Genomic DNA, 21,758 nt, shown 5'->3' on the forward strand with positions numbered 1-21,758 from the left:
CAGTGTGTGGCCGGGCGTCCGGCCACAGTGGTACGCCCCTTAAACAACCAGATTCGGGAAGGTGTCGTGATGAGTGTCAGTGAACAGGTCGCAGCTCTGGAGCAGGCGGGACGCTGTGTCAGTCAGGTCCGAGTGAATGTTCAGCAGGCCCTGAAGAATCTCCAGTCGTTTTCCATGGTGAACGGCAAGCTGGATTCCGATCTGCTGGATAAGCACCAGTTGAGCTGCTACGAGCTGGCTTTCTGTGCCGCCGAGCTTGCCGCTTCCGACGCCGTATGCCGCTATGCAGCGGACGCGGTGACTGAAGACGAGCTTGCCGCCAGTACGGCGCTGGCGTTTTCCTCCGAAGCGGTCAGTTCGGTGATCCAGCGATTGATCGCCCGTGCCGGCGATATGGGGCTGGACATCGCGGAGTTGTCGGGGCTCTACGCTGACAGCGACATCCGTGAACTGCGCTCCGTGTACGGCAGTGGTGAGTTCCTGGCCTCGGTCGGCGCCACGGTCAGCGAGCGTGGCAGCACCCGCTTGCCGACCCTGCTCAATGAAGACAAAGAAATGGTGCGGGACATGTTCGCACGCTTCGGTGCGGACGTGGTGGCCCCCCTGGCCGAGCAAATCCATCGGGAAGACTTGGATATTCCGGACGAAATCCTTCAGCAGGCGGCTGAACTGGGGTGTTTCGGAATCAGTATTCCGGAGCGTTTTGGCGGCCTGCAGCCGGACGATCGGGACGACAGCCTCGGCATGATCGTGGTGACGGAGGAGTTGTCCAAAGCTTCCCTGGGGGGCGCCGGTTCCCTCATTACCCGCCCGGAGATCGCCGCCAAGGCCCTGCTTCAGGGCGGCACTCAGGCTCAGCAGGAAACCTGGCTGCCCCGTATTGCCTCCGGCGAAACACTGTGCGCCATTGCCATTACCGAGCCCAACTACGGCTCCGATGTAGCCTCGCTGGGTCTGAAAGCGACGCCGGTCGAGGGCGGCTGGGTTCTCAATGGTAGCAAGACCTGGTGCACCTTCGCCGGCAAAGCCAGCCTGCTGGTCACCATGGCTCGCACCGAGCCCGACCCGGCATTGGGGCACAAGGGGCTGAGTCTGTTCCTGGTGGAGAAGCCGGCAACACCAGGCCACCGCTTTGACCATCGCCAGCCCGGTGGTGGCACCATTTCCGGCAAAGCCATTGCCACGCTCGGCTACCGCGGCATGCATTCCTACGATGTGTTCTTCGAGGACTACTTCGTGCCAGCGGACCACCTGATTGGTGAGGAAGCGGGCCGGGGCAAGGGCTTCTATTTCACTATGGCCGGTTTCGCTGGCGGTCGCATCCAGACCGCCGCCCGGGCTACGGGGGTCATGCAAGCCGCATTCGAAAAGGCGCTGGGATACTCCCGGGAGCGTAAGGTGTTTGGCAGTGCGGTGGGGGACTACCAACTGACCCGCGTAAAACTGGGGCGAATGATGGCCACGCTTACCGCCTCCCGCCAGTTCAGTTATTCGGTAGCGCGGATGATGGATGAAGGGGCGGGCCAGATGGAGGCCAGCCTGGTGAAGCTGTTCACCTGCCGTGCTGCGGAATGGGTAACCCGGGAAGCCATGCAGATTCACGGTGGCATGGGGTACGCGGAAGAATCGGCCGTCAGCCGCTATTTCGTCGATGCCCGGGTGCTGTCGATTTTCGAGGGCGCGGAGGAAACCCTGGCCCTGAAAGTTATTGCGAGAAACCTGGTGGGTAACGCCTGAGCGCCGGCAAATTGTATTGAACAACATTGATGAATCAAACAAGAGACCTGTAGGAGGGTGTCATGAGCAACAGTAAACTTCTTGAAGGAAAAGTCATCGTCGTCACCGGCGCGGGCCGTGGTATCGGGCGTGCAACATCGCTGATGTTGGCGCAGAGCGGGGCGAAGGTTGTGGTTAACGACATCGGCGGCAGCGCCGATGGTTCCGGTAACGATGCCACACCGGCCCAGGAAGTGGTCGACGAAATCAAGGCGGCTGGGGGTGATGCGGTTGCCAACTTTGACAGCGTGACCGAATGGGAAGGTGGTCAGAAGATCATCCAGTCCGCCATTGATACGTTTGGTCGCATCGACGGGGTGATCAACAACGCCGGTAACCTCCGCGATGTGATCTTCCACAAGATGACCGAGGAAGACTTCGATGCGGTCCTGGCCGTGCACCTGAAGGGTACTTTCAACGTCAGTCGTGCAGCCGCGCCGATCTTCCGTGAGCAGGGTAGTGGAACCTTCGTCAATATGACCTCCACCTCCGGTCTGATCGGTAACTTCGGCCAGGCTAACTATGCCGCTGCCAAGATGGGCGTTGTTGGTCTGTCCAAGTCCATGGCGCTGGACATGCAGCGTTTTGGTGTGACCTCCAACTGCATCGCGCCCTTCGCCTGGAGCCGTCTGATCGGCAGTATCCCGACCGACAGCGAAGAGCAGAAAGCCCGGGTGGCCAAGATTCAGCAAATGACCCCGGACAAGATTGCCACCCTGGCAGTGTCCCTGTGCAGCGACCAGGCGAAGAACGTTACGGGCCAGATCTTTGGTGTTCGCAACAACGAGATCTTCCTGTTCAGTCAGCCGCGCCCATTCCGTTCCGCACACACCTCCGAGGGGTGGACGCCGGAAACCGTTCTGGATCGTGTGCTGCCGGCCTTTGAAGCCGATTTCTATCCATTGAGCCGTTCCGCTGATGTATTCAGCTGGGATCCGTTCTGATTCCTGCATGACACCGAAGTATCCTTCCGGCCCCTGGGGCCGGAAGGATACTTCGGTACGGACGTAACAACAAAGGAGCGCCATTGTGGCCATCGATTACGATAAGCTGATGAATCGCAAGTTCGAGCGCCTCGAACACACCTACACTGAGAAAGACACCATTCTCTATGCCCTGGGCGTCGGCATGGGTATCGACCCACTCGATGAAGACTGTCTCCAATTTGTCTACGAAGATGGCCTGAGGGCACTGCCCAGCCTGGCAAACGTGCTGGCGTATCCTGGCTTTTGGGCGAAGGAATCGGATACCGGGATTGACTGGGTCAAGATTCTTCATGCGGGTCAGGAAATGATCATGCACAGGCCGTTGCCCGCCTCCGGGCAGGTTGAGGCAACCACCAAAATCACCGACATTATCGATAAGGGTGAAGGCAAGGGCGCGTTGATCATTTCCGAACGTACGGTGCGTGACAGTGCCACCGGAGAGGACCTTTGCACGCTGGTCAGCACGACCCTGGCCCGTGGCGATGGCGGTTTTGGCGGCCCGGCGGTTGCGTCTCCCAAGCCGGACCCGATTCCCGAGCGAGCGCCAGACCAGATGTGTGAGCTGCCGACGCTTGCCCAGGCTGCACTGATCTATCGCTTGTCCGGCGACTTTAATCCCTTGCACGCTTCACCGGAAGTGGCCAGGGCTGCCGGATTCAAGGCGCCCATACTCCATGGCCTGTGTACCTTCGGTGTAGCAACACACGCCATTCTCAAGACCTTGTGCGATTACGATCCGGCCAGGTTCCATCGCATCCGTCTGCGCTTTTCATCACCGGTCTATCCCGGTGAGACCATTCGCACGGAAATCTGGCGCAATGGTGATGAGGTGGCCTTCCGCTGTCGTGTTGTCGAGCGCGATGTGGTGGTGATCAACAATGGCTATGCCGAGGTCAGCTGATGCAGAGCATACTTTCAGGATTCCGCGTTGTTGAAGGCAGCGCGTTCGTTGCGGCCCCATCGGGTGGGATGACATTGGCACAACTGGGGGCCGATGTTATCCGCTTCGACCCGATTGGCGGCGGCATTGATTACAACCGCTGGCCGGTGACCGCTGATCAGAAAAGTCTTTACTGGCACAGCCTGAACAAGGGCAAGCGTTCCATTGCCGTGGACTTCCGGCGCCCGGAGGGCCAGGAACTGCTGACCCGGCTGATTACCGCTCCCGGTGACGATGCCGGCATGTTCCTGACCAACTTCCCGGCCAAGGGGTGGTTGTCCTATGACCGCCTGAAGGCTTATCGGGATGATCTGATCTACCTGAACCTGAAGGGCGACCGTCATGGTAAAGGAGCACTGGACTATACCGTCAACTGCAAGGTGGGCTTTCCATCGATCACCGGTGTGGGCCGGAGCAAGTCGATTCCGCCGCTGAACAATCCATTGCCGGCCTGGGATGTGATCACCGGACAGCAGATTGCACTGGGATTGTTGACGGCTGAACGTCATCGGCTGAAAACCGGAGAGGGGCAGTTGGTGACAATCGCCCTGGCGGACGTTGCCCTGGCAACGCTGGGTAACCTCGGTTATATCGCCGAAGCGATGATTAACGGCACCGAGCGTGACGCTATCGGCAACGATCTCTACGGTACCTATGGTCACGATTTTGCCTGCCAGGATGGCGAACGGGTGATGGTGGTCGGGGTGAGCCCGAACCAGTGGCGGGCGCTGGTTGAGGTTACCGGCACCGCGAATGAAATCAACGAACTGCAAACCCGCATGGGGCTCGATTTCCGCAAGGAAGGGGACCGCTATCAGGGGCGGGAGCAGATTACCGAGATATTCCAGCCCTGGTTCGCGCAGCGTCCATTCAGCCAGGTGGCAAATGAACTAGACAATGCCGGTGCGTGCTGGGGTAAGTACCAGACCATCAAGGAAACTGTGGAGTCGGATATTGACTGTTCGACGGACAATCCCTTGTTCCAGATGGTGAAGCAGCCTGGCATCGGGAAGTATCTGATGCCGGATCACCCGCTGAATTTCACCTCACTGGAACGGGAGCCGGTGCGGCGGGCTCCGAAACTGGGTGAGCATACCGAGGAAATCCTTGCCGACACCCTCGGCCTGTCCACACCAGAGATCGCCAGGCTGTTTGACCAGAAGGTCGTGGCCGGGGCTGACTAAACATAATAATACCATTCGCCGGCACGGTTGCCGCGGGATGGCGTGGGAGGCATGGTATGGGACCGCTACATGGCGTCCGTATTATTGAGTTGGCCGGTATCGGCCCCGGGCCGTTCTGCGGCATGGTGCTGGCGGACCTGGGCGCAGAAGTGATCAGCGTGGAGCGCATTGGTGCTCAGGCAGAGAAGCCCGCACTGGACTGCAGTCGCAGGGGCAAACGATCCATTTCCCTCAACCTCAAGAGCGAGGCCGGTGTCGAGGCCCTGTTGAAGCTGGTGGAAAGTGCCGATGCCCTGTTTGAAGGATTCCGCCCCGGGGTGGTCGAGAAACTGGGTATCGGCCCCGAGCAGTGCCTTGAGCGTAACCCGAAACTGATCTACGGGCGCATGACGGGATGGGGGCAGTATGGCCCGATGTCGCAGGCCGCCGGGCATGATATCAACTATATCTCTCTTACCGGGGCGCTTCATGCTATAGGCCGTCCGGGAGAGAAGCCGGTGCCGCCGCTGAATCTGGTCGGCGACTTTGGTGGTGGCGGCATGTTCCTCGCTCTGGGCATCGTGTCGGGGATACTTGAAGCACGGACATCAGGCAAGGGCCAGGTCATCGACGCCGCCATGACCGATGGTTCCGCCGTACTGATGTCGATGTTCAACACGGCCTATGAGATGGGGCGCCATTCCCTGGAGCGGGGCACCAATCGGCTTGATGGCGGCGCCCACTTCTACGACACCTATGAAACCCGCGACGGTAAATACATCTCGATCGGCTCCATCGAACCCCAGTTCTACAATCAGCTGCTTGAGGTGGCCAACCTGCCGCGCGAGCGTTTCGGGCAACAGATGGACCGATCCCGCTGGCCCGAGCTCAAGCAGGCCATTGCGGACGTGTTCCTGCAGAAAACCCGGGATGAGTGGTGTGAGTTGATGGAAGGGACCGATATCTGCTTTGCACCGGTCCTCGATCTGAAGGAAGCCCAGAAACACCCCCACAACCTGGCTCGTCAGACCTATGTGGATGTAGGCGGTATCAAACAGCCGGCACCCGCACCCAGGTTCAGTCGCACGGAGCCTTCTGTCCGGCATGAAGCCCGGCCTTACGGCGCCGATACCGATGCGGTACTGGCCGAAGTGGGGTATAGCGCTGAACAACTTGACGAGATGCGGGCGCAGTCGGCGTGTGGTTGACGATCCGTCGCACCGGCAAGGCCTGTTCAGGAGGACGATAACAGAATGACCCATTTACTCTACGAAGTAGAAAACAACGTTGCCTATCTGACCATGAATCGTCCGGAAGCCCGCAATGCGCTTTCGATCGAGATGCGGCAGAAACTGCTTGAGACGCTCCAGACTCTGGAAGCGGACGACAATGTCCGTTGTGTGGTTCTCCGGGGGGCGGGTGAACACTTCCTGGCCGGTGGCGATGTGAAGTCGTTCATGGAGTTCACCGAGCTCACACCGCAACAGCGTCGACTGACCTTTGTGAATCGCATCCACGGTCTCAACACGATCATGTACACCATGCGGCGCCTGCGCAAACCCATCATTGCCAGCGTTCGCGGGGCGGCGGCCGGCGCTGGGGTCAGCCTGGCGCTGTGCTGTGATCTCGTGGTCGCGGCCGAGGACGCGTTTTTCACCCTGGCTTATTCCCACATTGCCAGCAGCCCGGACGGTGGCGCCTCCTATTATCTGCCGCGCCTGGTCGGCACCAAGAGAGCGATGGAAATCGCACTGCTCGGGGATCGGTATACCGCCGGGCAGGCTCTGGACATGGGGCTGATCAACCGGGTGGTGGCAACTGAAGAGCTGCAATCCGAAACCCGGACTCTGGCAGAACGACTGGCCAGCGGGCCCACCAAGGCCTACGACAACATCAAAAAGCTGATCCTTGAGTCGTCGGACAACTCCCTGGAAGAACAGCTGCAGTCGGAGGCCGAAACCTTCGGTGACAGCGCCATGGCCGAGGACTGGGTCGAGGGTGTCAGGGCATTCAACGAAAAGAGACCCCCGAAGTTTACCGGGCGCTGAGCCGGGTAAGGGGAGCGAGGAAGTTCACAGGAGACACGCAGTGACAAATACAACAATCGATAAGGCGTCGTTCAAAGGCATTGTCTGTGGCAGCAGGCACCTGACCCATGAAGAATTCCAGCACAACATCCGTCAGGCCGCCAACGGTTTCAAGCGTATGGGCGTGCAGCCGGGCGATTGTGTCGGCATCTTCATGCGCAATGATATTCCGTTCCTGACGGCCAACCATGCGGCGAATTATGTAGGGGCCTATGGCGTTCCTATCAACTGGCATCTGGCCGGGGAAGAGCTGGAATATATCCTCAAGGATTGCGGTGCCAGGGTCATGGTGATCCATGCCGACCTGTGGCGCCGGATTCATCAGGCCATCCCTGGCGATGTCCAGTGCCTGGTGGTGGAAACACCGGAGGACATCCGGGCGGCGTTTGATCTGGATCCGGACGCCTGCGCCGTACCGGAGGGACAGACCAACTGGCAGACCTGGCTGGCTGCCGAGGAGCCTATCGCGGAACCGGCGCAGGCGGGACCGTCATCCATGTTGTATACCTCGGGCACAACCGGACATCCCAAGGGTGTGCGCCGCGTTACCCTGGATCAGGAAGGCGCGGCACAGATGCGTGATTTTCGCTCCAGGGTCTACGGCTGCGCGCCCGGGGCTCGCTGCATGGTGCCCGGTCCGCTCTATCACAGCGCCCCGAACGGCTACAGCATGCAGGCTTCCAAGATCAGTGATCTGTTGGTGATCGCCCCCCGCTTTGATGCCGAGGGAGTACTGCGGCTCATTGAGGACTACAAGCTGACGGCGGGCATTATGGTCCCCATCATGTTCATTCGCATGCTGAAACTGCCTGAAACGGTGCGCAACCGGTATGACCTGTCGTCACTGGAGTTCATTATTCACGCGGCGGCGCCCTGTCCGGCGGATGTGAAGCGCAAGATGATCGAATGGTTCGGGCCGGTGATCAACGAGTTCTATGGCTCTACCGAATCCAGCGCGGTGGTTGCTTGCAATTCCGAGCAGGCGCTGGCGAAACCGGGCAGCGTGGGCAAGACGGTCCCGGAGGCGGAACTCCGCATACTGGATGAACAGGGCAACTGCCTGCCTCCTAACACCGTCGGGGAAATCTACTCCCGGTTCCCGTTGCTGGATTTCACCTATCACGGCAAACCGGAAGCCAGGGCGGAAATTGACCGGGATGGCTTCATCACCTCGGGCGACATGGGCTATCTGGATGAGGATGGTTTTTTGTTCATTGCAGACCGGGTCAAGGATATGGTGATCTCCGGAGGTGTGAACATCTATCCGGCGGAAATCGAGTCGGTGTTGCACAACTACCCGGGTATCAAGGATTGTGCGGTCTTCGGGATTCCCGATGAAGAGTTTGGCGAATCGGTGATGGCGGTGGTTGAGGCGGAAGGCGCTAATGATATCTGTGTAGACAAAGTTAAAGCCTATCTCCGTGAGCATCTCGCGGGTTTCAAGGTGCCAAAAACCATCGAGATTGGATCAGACCTGCCACGGGAAGATTCGGGCAAGATTTTTAAGCGTCGCCTGCGTGACAAGTATTGGCAGCAGGCTGGCCGGAAGATCTGAGGTTGCCATACTGCTGGCATGCATACGGCCTCCTGGGCTTTCCGGGGCTCAGTATCCGCGGAATGCCGGCCGCCTCCTGCGATGACGAGCATCGATTGCTTCGGCGAAATCCTCGGTGTTGAAGGCCATTTGCTGGCATTCGGCCTCCAGGCTAAGTGCGGAGGAGAGATCCAGTGTCGCGGCCATCGCCACTTCTTTCTTGATCAGGCCGAGAGCGGTGGTTGGTCCGGACGCCAGTTCGCAGGCCAATTCCTCGGCTGCCATCCAGAGCTGATCATTGTCCACTACTTTGTGGGCCAGCCCCCAGGCAAGTGCCTGCTCTGCCCCGAAGGTACCGCCGGTCAGTGCGAGCGCGGCTGTACGTCGTGGGCCGAGGGCGCGGGTCATAAACCAGGAGTTGCCGCCGTCCATGACTGCGCCAATACGGGCAAAGGAAATATGAAATGCTGCATCCCGGTTCACCAGCATAAGATCAGAGGCCAGGGCAAGGCTTACGCCCGCGCCTGCAGCAGGGCCATTGACGGCAGCTATGACCGGCACCGGCAGGCTGGTCAGCCGCCTGATGATCTGATTGATTCCGTTTTCCACCTGGTCACCAATGGTTGTGCGCCGGGTGAGGATTTCATCCGGCTGGACATCGGCGCCGCTGCAGAATCCTCGGCCGTTGGCGCGGATTACAATGGTGCGAACATTCAGGTCTGACTCCTGTTTTGTAAGCAGCCGGAGTAACTCCGTGCGCATCTCGTTGCTCATCGCATTGAGGCGGTCAGGTCTATTCAAGGTAATGGTCAGAATGTTGTTGTTTATCTCATGTATTGTATCGGCCATGATTACTCCAGATGTTATTGTCTTTTGGCGATTTGTCGACTGATCTATCGGTATTTAAAAGTAACCCGGAATTGCTCTTTAATCTGACTTTTGGCATATCCGATCGGCATGGAAAATATAGATAAATTATAACTGCGCCAATGCAGGCATAGTGATAGCGTTGAGTCCCATTCCTGGTGATCTTGCAATCCGGATTTTACAAAAAGGATAACCGTAGCGACATCATTCATGGCCAACAGATTGTGAGAGTAATATGAGTGACGCAAACTTACAGTTTGAAGATTCAAATATGAGCGGTTTTCGGGAAGTTCTAGGGTTTTCCGTAACTGACTGGGAGCCTGGTCGTGCTGTCATTACCGCAGAGATGACTGAACGTCATCTCAATCGTAATGGTTTTGTTCACGGTGGGGTATTTGTGTCCTTGCTGGATAGTGCCGCAGGGCTTTGCGGAACATACTGCTCGGTGCCCGGCAACGTCAGGCGTTGCATTACGATATCGCTTAACACCCATTTCATGAATCCATTGCAAGCAGGGGTGGTGCGGATCGAAGCTGAGATGGTCAGCCGCGGCAGGAAGATATTTTTCGTCCAAGGAAGAATTACTTGCGGAGAGCTTCTGATCGCGACAGGCCAAGGCACCTTTCGCTATGTCCTGGGAGGCGAAAATGAGGAGGGTGTTCCCGTAGATTGACGTCCGTCAAGTCATGCCTGTCTGGCATGGAATTTATAAAATATGGGACGTTGTTGATATTGCTTTGCGGTGGTAGCTTGATCCTGTGAAGTGGATGCGTGTCATCCGCCACATCCAACAAAAACAAAACCCCATACGAGGAACAACATCATGATAACAAAATTCAAGTCGCTGACCTTCGGGTTTGTCCTGGCGATGGCCGGGGCTGCCCAGGCCTCCGCTGAGGTTGTGCTGCGTTACGCAGAACCAGGGCCTAACCGCGGTACCCGCGCTGCAGCCGTGCAGTTTTATGCAGATGAAGTTGAGCGCCTGTCAGGTGGCGACATCAAGGTTGATATCCATTGGGGTGGTGCGCTGCTCAAGTGGAGTAGTGTCATGAATGGTGTCTCTGCGGGTAGTGCCGATCTTGGCTCTGTGCTTTCTCTATTGGAGCCTCAGGAGCTCAAGGCGCTGGCTATTGGCGATATTCCACTTGAATACGCTGATCCCTGGGTTGGTATGCGGGCCATGTACGACTTGATGACCTCAGCGTCCCAACTTCAACAGTCCCTCGCCGATCAGTCGCTCGTCTATCTCAGCAACTTCAGTACAACCGGCGTCCAGTTCGAGTGCACCGAGGATAATCAGATTCGCACCGTTGATGATATCAAGGGCAAGCGTATTCGGGCCACCGGCACCTATGCCAAAGTGCTGACGGAACTGGGTGCTCACACTGTTAGCATAACTTATGGTGAAGTTTATCAGGCACTGGATACCGGCCTGGTCGACTGCCTGGCCAGTTACTTTTACGGCATGGAAGCCTACAAGACTTATGAAGTGGTAGAGACAGTGACCCGGGTCGACTGGGGGCAGCTGCTTGGTTTTGCCATTGTGATCAACAAGTTTGCATGGTCCGATTTAAATGACGAGCAGCAGGCCATTATGCTGCAAGCCGGATCAAAAATGATTGATCACTTTGCCCGTCTGACGATCGGGCATGCAGAGGAGGTGGCCAAAACCCTTGCGAACGGAGGTTTTGGCAAGGTGGTTCCGGTAATCCGGATGGCGCCCGAAGAGCGCCAGAAGATTCTCGAAGCCACGCTCCCGTTCCGTGATAGCTGGATTCAGGACGCAAATCGTCGTGGAATGGATGGACAGCGGATCTGGGACAGGTACATCGGACTGCTCGAGCAGTATCAGTCCGAATTCGAGGTTAATGGCTACCCTTGGCAGAGCTGACATTTAGAGAGCACGTTCGACTTCAAGCTGTTTGGCTTTGGATGGACCATTGAGAGAGGTGTGGGCAACCACGCCGTACTTTGAATAACAAGAGGTTAAAAGCAATGACTGCCAAAAAAACGTTGAAATTTTGGGCTCTTGGCTCCGTACTCTCGCTTGCTACATTAGGTCATGCAATGGCAGAGACTACATTTCGTTTCGCCGCATCAATTCCAAACCGCGGGGCTCGGGCAGAGGCAATTCAGTTTTTTGCAGATCAACTGGAGGCGCAGTCCGGTGGCAACATGAAGCTGGACATTCACTGGAGTGGTGCGCTGCTAAAGTATAGAGCGATTCTCGGTGGCGTCAGTTCTGGAGCCGCCGATATGGGGTCGGTGCTGGCCGCCTATGAGCCACAGAAAATGCGGGCTCTGAGTGTTGGTGATATTCCGGTGCCGCAGGCCGATTCCTGGGTTGGTATGCGGGCCATGTATGAGCTGATGACTACCAACGAGCAGTTGCAGCACGAGTTTGAAGAGGCCGGAGTAGTATACATCACTAACTACACTACCAGCGCGATAGAGTTCGAATGTGGGGGTGGCGTGCGAATCGAGAAGCTGGAGGATTTTGCCGGTAAGAGAATTCGGGCCACCTCCATCTATGCCAATGTTCTCGACGACGCTGGCGCAAACATCGTGAACCTCAGCTACTCCGAAGTGTATCAGGCCCTGGATACCGGGCTGGTGGACTGTTCTGGTGGCTACCTATACGCCATGCGGGCATTCAAGACCCCGGAGGTTACTACCAGCGTGGCACTCACTAACTGGGGCCAGATCGCCGGTTTCGCCATGGTTATGAACAAATGGGCCTGGGATGACCTGACAAGTGAGCAGCAGAAACTTTTGCGACAGGTGGGCTCCGAAATGGTCGATTCCTTTGCCGAAAGGGTGATTGCTGACAACCAGAAAGTGATCGAAAAGCTGCCTACTGGTGAACTGGGTAATGAGGTCGAAGTTATTGAATGGTCGGACGAAAGTCGCGCTGAACTGTTTGACGAATCAGAAAAATACATTAATGCATGGATTGCGGATATGAATAGGGCCGGTCTAAATGGCCAGGCCATCTGGGACGAGTATCAGTCCCTGTTAACCAAGTATCAGGCGGAGCTGGACGAAAACGGTTACCCGTGGAACCGGAGCTGATTGACTGAAGTCGTGAGGCCCACGGCCGGTGGCAAAGCCATCGGCAGATCCTGGGTAACCTACACTGATTTGACAACAATAAACAACTTTTCAGTAATCGGGACTCGTCCGGGTTCGGACGGGTTCTTATGGAGGTGCATATGGTCGTCACCGAGCGTTCGGAACGACTGCAGTCTGAAGGCTCATCGACTGCTCCCCTGGGAGTGATGAGGTGTGCAAGGGGCACTCTGGCCTGGCTGGAGAACGTGTTTTTGCTGATCGCTGTGGTGTGTATTCTAGGTCTATGCGTCGTCATAGCCAGCAGCGTTCTGTTACGGACATTTGCTTCTTCCGGAATACCGGATGAGGTCGTGATTGTCGGCGAACTGATGATTGGTGCACTCGTATTACCGCTGGCATTCGTGGCCGCTGATCGTGGTTTTATTGCCGTGGAAATCTTCACCCAGTTGTTGGGGCCAAAGGTACAGCAGCTGTTAAATGTGTTGACCGTGTTTGTGGGTTTGATTGCGGTGACACCGATTACCTTCGCGGCGTTTATTTCCGTGGTTGATGCTTTCGAGTCCGGCTCCTATTTTTTTGGCCTACTGGAGCTGCCCAAGTGGCCGGGGCACACCCTGTTCTTTCTGGGTTATTTCCTGTTTTTTGTACGGCTGATTGATCTGGCTCTCCATGACGGCCTGGAGGCCCTGGGCGTCATCAATCGCAAACAGCCGGAAACCGCAGATGAGGCCGAGCACTAATGGAACCGTCCGTTATTGGCAGTTGGGGCTTTGGGGCCGCGCTGGTGTTGATGATTCTGCGGGTACCCATCGCCTACGTGCTGGTTGGCGTGGCGTCGGTGTGCTCGCTGCTGGCCTACGCGTGGCGGCCGGGTGGCGAGTTCATGTTTGAGCGCGGTCTGCGCCCTGCCATGGCATTGATCGAGTCCAATGCCTTTGATTTTATCCATTCCTATTCGCTGAGCATGATCCCGCTGTTCATTGCGGCCGGGCACATTGCCTATCATTCCCGTATTACCACAGACATCTACGAGGCGGTTCGGGTGTGGCTGGCAAAAATGCCGGGTGGGTTGGCGATCGCGTCATTGTTCGGTTGCGGGGGGTTCTCCGCGATCACGGGTTCCAGCCTGGCCTGTGCATCCTCCATGGGGCGTATCTGTGTGCCTGAAATGCTGCGTTTTGGGTACAACAAGCAGCTTGCGACCTCCACCGTTGCCATGGGGGGCACGCTGGGGTCCCTGATTCCTCCGAGTGTCCTGTTTATTCTGTATGGCATGTTTACGGAGCAGTCGGTAAACAAGCTGTTTCTGGCAGGCGTTTTGCCAGGCATTCTGACGATTACCGGCTTTATTATTGTGGTCGTTATCTGGGCCATGCTGAAGCCGGGCGATGCCCCGGCTCCGAAAGACCTGAACTTTACCGGTCGTGACCGGCTGAAAGCCGCGATCAAGGGCTGGCCGGCGCTGATGCTGATGACGATCATCATCGGTGGTATCTATGGCGGTTTCTTCACTGCCACCGAGGCCGCCGCTATCTGCCTGGTGTTTGCGCTGACATTTGGGGTTCTGTCCCGCCGCCTGACCTGGGAGGATTTCCTGAGCTCCATGAAGGAGACGGCGTTCCAGTCCGCATCCCTGTTCTTCATCGCCATTGGCGCCAAGATATTCGTTTCCTTTGTATCCCTTACCGGCGTGACGGGGGCCTTCGTAGACTTCGTTGCTAGCCTCGGGCTGGAAAACTGGATGGTGCTTTTTAGCATTGTGTTGCTCTATGTGGTGTTGGGCATGTTCCTGGATTCCATCGGCACCATGCTGCTGACCCTGCCCTTTGTGATTCCACTGGTGGAAGGCATGGGTATGGATCTGATCTGGTTTGGCGTTGTGGTGGTCAAGCTGTTGGAAATTGGATTGGTGACGCCGCCCCTCGGCATGAATGTCTTCGTCATTAATAGTGTGGTGACGAAAGAGATCAAGGTACACACGATCTTCTTCGGTGTTATGAAGTTCTTGGTGGCGGATCTTATTGTGCTGGCGCTGCTGGTTTCGTTCCCCATTATCTCCCTGCTGATTCCACACAGCATGGGATGATGAAGGGTAACAAAGGTCAGGGGTTCGTTTTCAATGGCTGCAAGGAACTGGATTGATGTTAGCTGAGAGTGCGTATGCAGTGTCGGTGGTGAACCTGCTGGAGAAGGCAGCGGGCCGCTGGCCCGATAGTCCTTCGGTGACTTACGAGGGATATTCGTACACCTGGATTGAGACGTATGAGCGCTGCCAGCGTCTGGCCCGGGCATTGGCGAACCAGGGAGTGGGACCGGGGGCTCGGGTAGCCTACCTTGGCTACAACTCCCACTGGTGCTTTGAACTCTTCTTCGCTGCACCGATGGCAGGAGCTGTTGCGGTGCCGGTAAACTTCCGCCTGTCCGAGGGCGAAATGATTGAGTGTGTCGAGGATGCCGAACCAACGGTGTTGCTGGTCGACAGCCATCACGTTGAGCACGCCGGGGCGATCAGCCGGGCATGTCCCAGGCTGGAGACTCTGGTGTATTCGGGGGAGGGAGCTGTACCGGAGGGTTTCCTGAGTCATGAGGAACTGTTGTTGAGTGCTGTAGAAACGGAGCTTCAGCCCAGCGGCAACGATGATACCCTGATTATTTTCTACACAGGCGGCACAACGGGACGCTCCAAAGGTGTCATGCTGACACATATCAACCTGTTCACCAATGCGCTTGGCGGTATCCCATTTTACCGGCTGATCGAGAGAGAAACCCATTTGCTGGCGGGGCCCATGTTCCACACCGCTGCCGGTTCACGGGTCTATACCGCCACCATGATGGGCACCCACACGGTGATTCTTTCCAGGTTTGATGTGCTGGACACCATGCGGACCGTGGAAAGTCATCTCATCAATACCATGCAGGTGGTGCCAACCATGCTGCAGTTGATGTTTGATCACCCTCGATTTGCCGAGTTTGATTTGTCCAGTCTGCGGATGATCACCTATGGCGCATCGCCCATTCCGGTGGCGTTAATGGAGCGAGCGCTGAAACTTTTGCCGACAGTCTCCTTTGCTCAGTCATACGGAATGACAGAAGCGTCCCCCGTGGTGACGGTGCTGGATGGTGAGGATCACTCTCTCGAGGCGGCCCGTTTACCACGGCTCGAATCGGTTGGGCGGGCGGTCTTCCATAACCAGGTCCGTATCGTCAACGTAGAGCGTCAAGTGTTGGGTGTCGGTGAGGTGGGTGAAATTGCCGTAAAGGGCGCAAGCATCATGAAGGGCTACTGGCGCGCGCCGGAATTAACCTCCGCAGTGCTTCAGGATGGCTGGTATTACACCGGGGACAGCGGCTACCTGGACGAGGATGGCTACCTGTTCCTGGTGGGACGGATCAAAGACATGATTGTCAGTGGCGGGGAAAATGTCTATCCAATAGAAATTGAAAATATTCTATCGCGCCATCCTGACATTAAAGAGTCTGCGGTTATTGGTGTGCCTCATAAAAAGTGGGGCGAATCTGTTCATGCCGTGGTAAGGCTGGCCGATGATGCGGTGGTAAGTAAGGACGATATTATCCGTTACTGCAGGGAGCGCATCGCCCATTACAAGTGCCCCACGGGGGTGACCTTCATGGAGCAGCCGCTTCCGGTATCGGCAGTTAACAAGATTCTTAAGTCAGAGCTCAGGAAGATGATTTCCGACGGTAATGAGTGATATTTTGAGGTTGTGGTGATTATGGATAGTATCCGTTTTAATTTTCCCGCCCCCGAGATTGATGACAGTGTCGATCAACTCCGTAAAGACGTCCGTTCGTTCCTGCAGGACGAAATTCGCAATGGCAGCTTTCGCCCCACGACAGATTGCTGGTGCGCCGGTATCGATCCCGCATTCAGCCGCAAACTGGGGCAGCGCGGCTGGATTGGTGTGACGTGGCCAAAACAGTACGGCGGCCGGGAGCTCAGTGCCCTGCATCGCTACGTCATCACAGAGGAACTGCTGGTTGCAGGTGCACCTGTACATGCGCACTGGATCGCCGATCGCCAGAGCGGTCCGCTGATCCTGGCAACGAGCACGGAAGAGATGAAACGTACTATTCTCCCTCGTATTGCAGCCGGCGAATGTTTCATCGCTCTGGGGCTCAGCGAGCCGGAATCGGGTTCGGATCTCGCTTCGGTGCGGACGCGTGCGCATCGTGTCGAGGGCGGCTGGGAAATTACCGGCACCAAGCTGTGGTCTTCCGGCGCCCACCACTGCCAGTACATGACGGTATTGGCACGCACCGGAGAGCGGGACGACCGGAAACGCCACGACGGCCTGACCCAGTTTCTGGTGCCGCTGGATTCGCCGGGGGTCACCGTTCGGGGTATCCGTGACATGAGCGGCGTGGAGCACTTCAATGAAAGTCATTTTGAAAAAGTGTTTGTTGCCGACGATGCCGTGCTTGGAGCGGTGGGCGAAGGCTGGAAGCAGATCACCAGTGAACTTGCCCTGGAACGTTCAGGCCCAGAACGTTTTCTGAGTACTTTTATTGCCCTGGAAAAGGCTATTCAGCGGGGGGCAGCATCGATGGAGAAGCGGCAGGCCGTAGTCGTTGGCAGCATTCTGGCACGTATTCGTGGGTTGCGCGCCATGTCGTTGGGCGTGGCGGCGTTACTTGGCCAGGGACAGTCACCAGATGTGGAGGCCGCCCTGGTGAAGGATCTGGGAACGCGTCTGGAGCAGGATGTCATTGAACGTTTGCGTGAGTTCTGGCCTATCCAGATGAAACCGGATGCCGGGGACGAATTGCAGAACTTGCTGTCCGACAGCCTTTTGAGGCAACCGTCGTTCACGCTTCGCGGGGGTACCAATGAGGTTCTCAAAGGCATTGTCGCCAGAGGTATGGGGCTGAGGTAAGCCACGTCTGGTAGATGCCGACTGGCGCGGAATTCATCAGGGGATGCAATATGGAAGAAACAGATCAGCTTATTCTCGATACAGCCAACCGGCTGTTCTCTGATCATTGTGGCGCCGAGGTGGTTAACCGGTCGGAAACCGGTCAATTCCCCGGGGCGTTGAGCGATACCGTGATCTCCGCCGGTCTTCCGCTGGCCTGGGTGTCCGAGGAGGCAGGTGGAGTGGGCGGTTCCCTTGCCCTGGGGTTTCACCTGATCCGTCTGGCCGCCCGTTATGCCACGCCGGTACCTCTCGTAGAGACCATGGTGGCCAACCTGGTGCTGGCCAAAAGCGGGCTAGAAGTTGCGGACATCTGGGCGGCGCTGGTGTTCGATGGCGGCCCGTTGCCGACCGTGGATAACGGGGCAGTCCACGGTGTGATCAGCCATGCGTCGGGTGTTGTGAACGAACCACTCCTGGTCGTGCCGGTTGTTGATGGGGAGCGGATTAGGGTGGCAACGTTTGCCATGGACAACCTGAACATCGAACCACAAGAGAGCCTGGCAGGCGAACCCCGGGCCAGGGTCAACCTAGAGGGTGTGGTTCCCGTTAAGCTGTCGCCGGTGGTGGATGGCATGAACGAAGATGGCCTCCGGCAATTCTGTGCCCTTGTGAGAGCCTGTCAGATTGTCGGTGCCTTCGAGAAAATAACCGATTTGACTGTCGGTTATGTCAAAGAGCGGAAGCAGTTTGGGCGCCCCTTGGGCAAATTTCAGGCAATCCAGCACAAGGTGGCGGACATTGTCGGTGAAAGCGCCCTGTCCATCGCGGCGGTGGAACAGGCCATCCGGGCGCTGTCGAAACATCCCGAACCATTCAGTGGCGACCAGGCGGTTTTTGTGCCAGTGGCGACCGCCAAGGTGGTGACCTCGGAAGGCGCCGCGACAGTGGCCCGGCTAGCGCATCAGTCCCACGGCGCCATGGGGTTCAGTTTTGAGTACCCGCTACAGCAATTCAGCCGACGTATCTGGTGCTGGCGCGAGGAATACGGATCGGAATTCTACTGGTCTGAACGCCTGGGCATGAATGTTGCGGGCGAGCTATGCAAGGTCGATGCTGGGACGCGACAGGTCTGGGATATTGTGTCCCGTTAGTAGCAACAGGGAGAATTCATGAAACCGTTTGATGATGTGGCGATCGAGTGGCATGACCATGTCGCCGTGGTAGAAATTCGCCGGCCGCCTCTGAACTTCTTTGATGTCCGTCTCATAGAGCATATTGCCGAATGCTTTGAGTCTCTGGAACAGGATCACCGCTGTCGTGCGATCGTGTTGGCCGCCCAGGGGAAGGCGTTTTGCGCCGGCGCCGACTTTTCCTCCAACGGAAGTGACCTGTTCGAGGCGGAATCGGACAACAGTGCGATTACCCTGTATAAGGCCGCCGCGCGTCTGTATTCCTGTGCAAAGCCGGTGGTCGGAGCCATTCACGGCGCCGCGATCGGTGGTGGCCTTGGGCTTTCCCTAGTGCCTGATTTTCGCGTGGTTTGTCCGGAGACACGGTTCGCTGCCAACTTCGTCAAACTCGGTATTCATCCGGGCTTTGGTATCAGCCTGATGTTGCCCAGACTGATTGGTCAGCAGCGGGCCAACCTGATGCTGTTGACTGGGTGTCGCATCAAGGGCGAAGAGGCGCTGGAGTTTGGCCTGGCGGACCAGCTGGTGCCTGCCGATCAGGTGCGGGAGCAGGCCATTGCCCTGGCTACGGAAATTGCCCAATGTGCTCCACTTGCGGTCGAATCCACCAGGGCGACGCTTCGGCACGGCATGGTGGAGGAACTCAGGAGCCGGCTGGAGCACGAGTTTGCCGAGCAGGTCTGGCTGGCCAGAACCGACGATCATAAAGAGGGAATGGCGGCGGTCACGGAACGCCGTGAGGGCAACTTCACCCGGTCCTAAGTTTTGAGTTTAAAGCAGTATAAAAAAGAAGGGGGCCAGTGGATGGCCCCCTTCTTTTTTATTTTGGGTGTCGGATTACTCTTACCCGGCCACCCGCGCTTTGGCCGATACGTATTCATCATGCAATCTGGTCACGGTGTCCGCCACCGACGTGAGCTGGGTGATCCCACCAACGCCCTGGCCCGCGCCCCAGATATCCTTCCAGGCCTTGCTCTTGCTACTGCCTCCGCCAAAGCTCATCTTGCTTTTGTCCGATGTGGGCAGGTTTTCCGGGTCCAGCCCCGCTTTCTCTATGCTGCCGCGAAGGTAGTTGCCATGCACCCCGGTAAAGAGGTTGGTGTAGACAATATCGGACGCCGACGATTGCAGGATCATGTCCTTGTAGGACTGCTCGGCATTGGCTTCTTCGGTCGCGATGAAACGCGTGCCCATGTAGGCCATGTCCGCTCCCATGACTTCGGCGCTGAGTACGTGATTGCCCTTGGTGATGGCGCCGCCCAGTATTACCGGGCCATCGAAGAAAGAACGGATTTCCGAAAGCAGGGCAAACGGGCTGAGGGTGCCGGCATGCCCGCCGGCCCCGGCTGTCACCAGAATCAGGCCATCCACACCCATGCTCAGGGCCTTTTTGGCGTGGCGGATATTGGTGACATCGTGGAAAACCAGGCCGCCGTAACTGTGAACCGCCTCAATGACCATCGGGTTGGCCTGGAGGCTGGTGATAATAATGGGCACTCTGTGCTTCACGCATACCCGCGTATCGTGCTCCAGGCGGTCATTGGTGGGATGAGCAATCTGGTTGACTGCGAAGGGCGCCACTTTGGCATTGGGATTGGAGGCCTTGTACGCGGCCAGCTCCTCGCCAATTTCTGTTAACCACTCGTCCAGTTTTTCCGCCGGGCGTGCGTTCAAAGCCGGGAAGGAGCCAATCACGCCACTCTTGCATTGTTCGATCACCATTTTGGGATTGGAGATGATGAACATGGGTGAGCAGAGGACCGGCAGTGTCAGATGATCTTTGATGTTGTCTGGAAGGCCCATGGGAGGTACTCCTGAAGGTTGTGTTTACGCTAGGTTAAAGTAATGCGTAGAGGGTGATGTACATGATGAGCAGCGCACTGGTGCTGAACCATCCATTCCATTCGATGCCAAACCGCAATGGCGAGACACCCGAGAAGCTCGAAATAAAACGCAGTGACGCGGTAAACGGTGATGCCCCCGCAAAAATAGCCCAGGTGATGGCGATTACGGAGGCTTGCACCAGGGGTGAGATATCCAGATCGGGGATCTGCTGGAGTGCCCCGAGCATCAGCGTAACGGTAATGATTGCGTTGATACCGATGAACGAAAACGTCAGCATGATCAGGGATATGCATACCATCAGGGTGGCGTTGCTGATGTTTGCCTGAATAAGGAAATCGCTAGCCGCCTGTGGGTCGATCAACGGAATCAGAATCACGCCGATAAAACCGGACGAGGTGAACAGAACCACCTCATTGCGCTGGTTGGTGAAGGTTTCAGGGAAGGAGCGGCGGATCCGACGCAGAAGTAGCCCGCCCTTCACCCTGGTTCGCTGCCCCCGGTACTGGACCCAGATCCAGATGATGCCGATGACCGGCGCGCACATCAGCAGAGCTGAGAACAGCTGCAGGCCGGTGAGCCGTGCCAGCACATAGGCCAGGCCGGGAATTAGCGCCACCAGGAACACGAGAGGGATCAATTGGACCAGGCCGCCGCCACTGACCCGGTTGGTCTTCGGTTTGGGGTAGGAAAAGCGGTCAAGGATGGCTCCCCACAGGATGAACAACAAGGTCCAGAGGAGCCCCAGCGGTGCGTATTGCTCCCAGGTTAGATCTGGAATGCCAGACAAAACCAGCAACATGGTGACCGACGTTGGCGCCCATAGGGGAACGCCGCAAAACCCACGGAGGGTGGCTGTCAGCATGCGCCGTTGACGAATGCCCCCGATCCTCTGGGTTTCCGGATCGGATGACGGCCGTATCGCACGACGAATCATGGTGCCCAGCACATTGAGAGCACCAATGTTCAGCATCACGCTGAACAGGTGTGACCCGAAGGACATCAGCAGGTAACGACGCCCTGGAGGTTGGTTGACCAGCACCTTGCCACAGCGACGAACCAGGGAAGATGACTTGGCTGATTCACGTAATACGGCCAGTGCGGTCAGGAAGAACGTAAAAAAGGCCGCGCGATCGAGACCCGCGCCCACGGTCGCGCCATCAATCAAATCCGCCAGCCAAAGGCTGATCGCGAGAGTCGGGGCGAGAATGGCAAATATTCGATAGGTCAGGCTGATGCGGGACCACTGCAGGACCACAAACAACAGTAATGCGATGCCGGCTACTGGGCTGGACCAGTGATTCGGAGAGAGTTCCCTGGCGATCGCGCACGCTGAGATGGTGACCAGGCACACCGTTGCCAGATTCTGGCTCACCAGGGTCATGTGGGTAGTCTGAGGGCGACTCAGCGCGATGATACTCACG

The 21,758-nt window shown here is 57.2% G+C and carries 19 protein-coding genes; 16 read left to right on the forward strand and 3 right to left on the reverse strand.

The window, feature by feature from the left end; all coding sequences use genetic code 11:
- Positions 1–69 precede the first annotated feature (69 nt).
- The 7 genes from ACP86_RS19410 (at position 70) to ACP86_RS19440 (ending at position 8,507) form a co-directional block, all read left to right on the forward strand.
- A complete protein-coding gene (locus ACP86_RS19410; RefSeq protein ID WP_053115134.1) occupies positions 70–1,737 on the forward strand; it encodes an acyl-CoA dehydrogenase family protein in 1,668 nt (555 codons plus the stop codon).
- 62 nt (positions 1,738–1,799) lie between these two features.
- A complete protein-coding gene (locus ACP86_RS19415; protein WP_053115135.1) occupies positions 1,800–2,720 on the forward strand; it encodes an SDR family NAD(P)-dependent oxidoreductase in 921 nt (306 codons plus the stop codon).
- Positions 2,721–2,805: 85 nt separating this feature from the next.
- Positions 2,806–3,663, forward strand: coding sequence for a MaoC/PaaZ C-terminal domain-containing protein (locus ACP86_RS19420; RefSeq protein WP_053115136.1), 858 nt, complete (start codon positions 2,806–2,808; stop codon positions 3,661–3,663).
- The gene (locus tag ACP86_RS19425) at positions 3,663–4,886 is read left to right on the forward strand and encodes a CoA transferase (protein WP_053115137.1); all 1,224 of its coding nucleotides are present in this window, start codon (positions 3,663–3,665) and stop codon (positions 4,884–4,886) included. Before ACP86_RS19420 ends, ACP86_RS19425 begins: the two co-directional genes overlap by 1 nt.
- Positions 4,887–4,942: 56 nt before the next feature.
- On the forward strand, positions 4,943–6,073 hold the full coding sequence (locus ACP86_RS19430) for a CaiB/BaiF CoA transferase family protein (RefSeq protein ID WP_053115138.1): 1,131 nt from the start codon (positions 4,943–4,945) through the stop codon (positions 6,071–6,073).
- Between the two features lie 45 nt (positions 6,074–6,118).
- The gene (locus ACP86_RS19435) at positions 6,119–6,913 is read left to right on the forward strand and encodes an enoyl-CoA hydratase/isomerase family protein (protein ID WP_053115139.1); all 795 of its coding nucleotides are present in this window, start codon (positions 6,119–6,121) and stop codon (positions 6,911–6,913) included.
- Between the two features lie 40 nt (positions 6,914–6,953).
- On the forward strand, positions 6,954–8,507 hold the full coding sequence (locus ACP86_RS19440) for an acyl-CoA synthetase (protein WP_200905076.1): 1,554 nt from the start codon (positions 6,954–6,956) through the stop codon (positions 8,505–8,507).
- Positions 8,508–8,555: 48 nt separating this feature from the next.
- On the opposite strand, the gene ACP86_RS19445 is transcribed toward ACP86_RS19440, so the two are convergent.
- The gene (locus ACP86_RS19445) at positions 8,556–9,335 is read right to left on the reverse strand and encodes an enoyl-CoA hydratase/isomerase family protein (RefSeq protein WP_053115140.1); all 780 of its coding nucleotides are present in this window, start codon (positions 9,333–9,335) and stop codon (positions 8,556–8,558) included.
- A gap of 253 nt (positions 9,336–9,588) precedes the next feature.
- Between ACP86_RS19445 and ACP86_RS19450 the strand changes: the two genes are divergently transcribed.
- From ACP86_RS19450 to ACP86_RS19490, 9 genes are all read left to right on the forward strand, one after another.
- Complete coding sequence (locus ACP86_RS19450) at positions 9,589–10,026, forward strand: PaaI family thioesterase (RefSeq protein WP_053115141.1); 438 nt, start codon at positions 9,589–9,591, stop codon at positions 10,024–10,026.
- Between the two features lie 150 nt (positions 10,027–10,176).
- Positions 10,177–11,244: a C4-dicarboxylate TRAP transporter substrate-binding protein gene (locus ACP86_RS19455; protein ID WP_082220589.1), complete on the forward strand. Its 1,068-nt coding sequence runs from the start codon at positions 10,177–10,179 to the stop codon at positions 11,242–11,244.
- 176 nt (positions 11,245–11,420) lie between these two features.
- Complete coding sequence (locus ACP86_RS19460; RefSeq protein ID WP_158499467.1) at positions 11,421–12,425, forward strand: C4-dicarboxylate TRAP transporter substrate-binding protein; 1,005 nt, start codon at positions 11,421–11,423, stop codon at positions 12,423–12,425.
- 128 nt (positions 12,426–12,553) lie between these two features.
- The gene (locus ACP86_RS19465) at positions 12,554–13,165 is read left to right on the forward strand and encodes a TRAP transporter small permease (protein ID WP_082220590.1); all 612 of its coding nucleotides are present in this window, start codon (positions 12,554–12,556) and stop codon (positions 13,163–13,165) included.
- Positions 13,165–14,511: a TRAP transporter large permease gene (locus ACP86_RS19470; RefSeq protein WP_053115144.1), complete on the forward strand. Its 1,347-nt coding sequence runs from the start codon at positions 13,165–13,167 to the stop codon at positions 14,509–14,511. The genes ACP86_RS19465 and ACP86_RS19470 overlap by 1 nt, the downstream gene beginning before the upstream one ends.
- Positions 14,512–14,566: 55 nt before the next feature.
- A complete protein-coding gene (locus ACP86_RS19475) occupies positions 14,567–16,138 on the forward strand; it encodes a class I adenylate-forming enzyme family protein (protein ID WP_053115145.1) in 1,572 nt (523 codons plus the stop codon).
- Positions 16,139–16,159: 21 nt separating this feature from the next.
- Positions 16,160–17,320 (forward strand): acyl-CoA dehydrogenase family protein, encoded by a 1,161-nt coding sequence (locus ACP86_RS19480; RefSeq protein ID WP_053115146.1) that lies wholly within the window; start codon positions 16,160–16,162, stop codon positions 17,318–17,320.
- 50 nt (positions 17,321–17,370) lie between these two features.
- Positions 17,371–18,453 carry an acyl-CoA dehydrogenase family protein gene (locus ACP86_RS19485; protein WP_053115147.1) on the forward strand — a complete coding sequence of 361 codons (1,083 nt, stop codon included), beginning with the start codon at positions 17,371–17,373 and terminating at the stop codon, positions 18,451–18,453.
- Between the two features lie 18 nt (positions 18,454–18,471).
- Positions 18,472–19,254 (forward strand): enoyl-CoA hydratase/isomerase family protein, encoded by a 783-nt coding sequence (locus tag ACP86_RS19490; protein ID WP_053115148.1) that lies wholly within the window; start codon positions 18,472–18,474, stop codon positions 19,252–19,254.
- A gap of 81 nt (positions 19,255–19,335) precedes the next feature.
- On the opposite strand, the gene ACP86_RS19495 is transcribed toward ACP86_RS19490, so the two are convergent.
- Positions 19,336–20,295: an NAD(P)H-dependent flavin oxidoreductase gene (locus ACP86_RS19495; protein ID WP_053115149.1), complete on the reverse strand. Its 960-nt coding sequence runs from the start codon at positions 20,293–20,295 to the stop codon at positions 19,336–19,338.
- 34 nt (positions 20,296–20,329) lie between these two features.
- Positions 20,330–21,757, reverse strand: a complete 1,428-nt coding sequence (locus ACP86_RS19500) for a hypothetical protein (RefSeq protein WP_053115150.1) — start codon at positions 21,755–21,757, stop codon at positions 20,330–20,332.
- Between the last annotated feature and the right edge of the window lies 1 nt (position 21,758).

This window comes from Marinobacter sp. CP1 (assembly GCF_001266795.1).
In the GTDB taxonomy this organism is placed as follows: Bacteria; Pseudomonadota; Gammaproteobacteria; order Pseudomonadales; family Oleiphilaceae; genus Marinobacter; species Marinobacter flavimaris.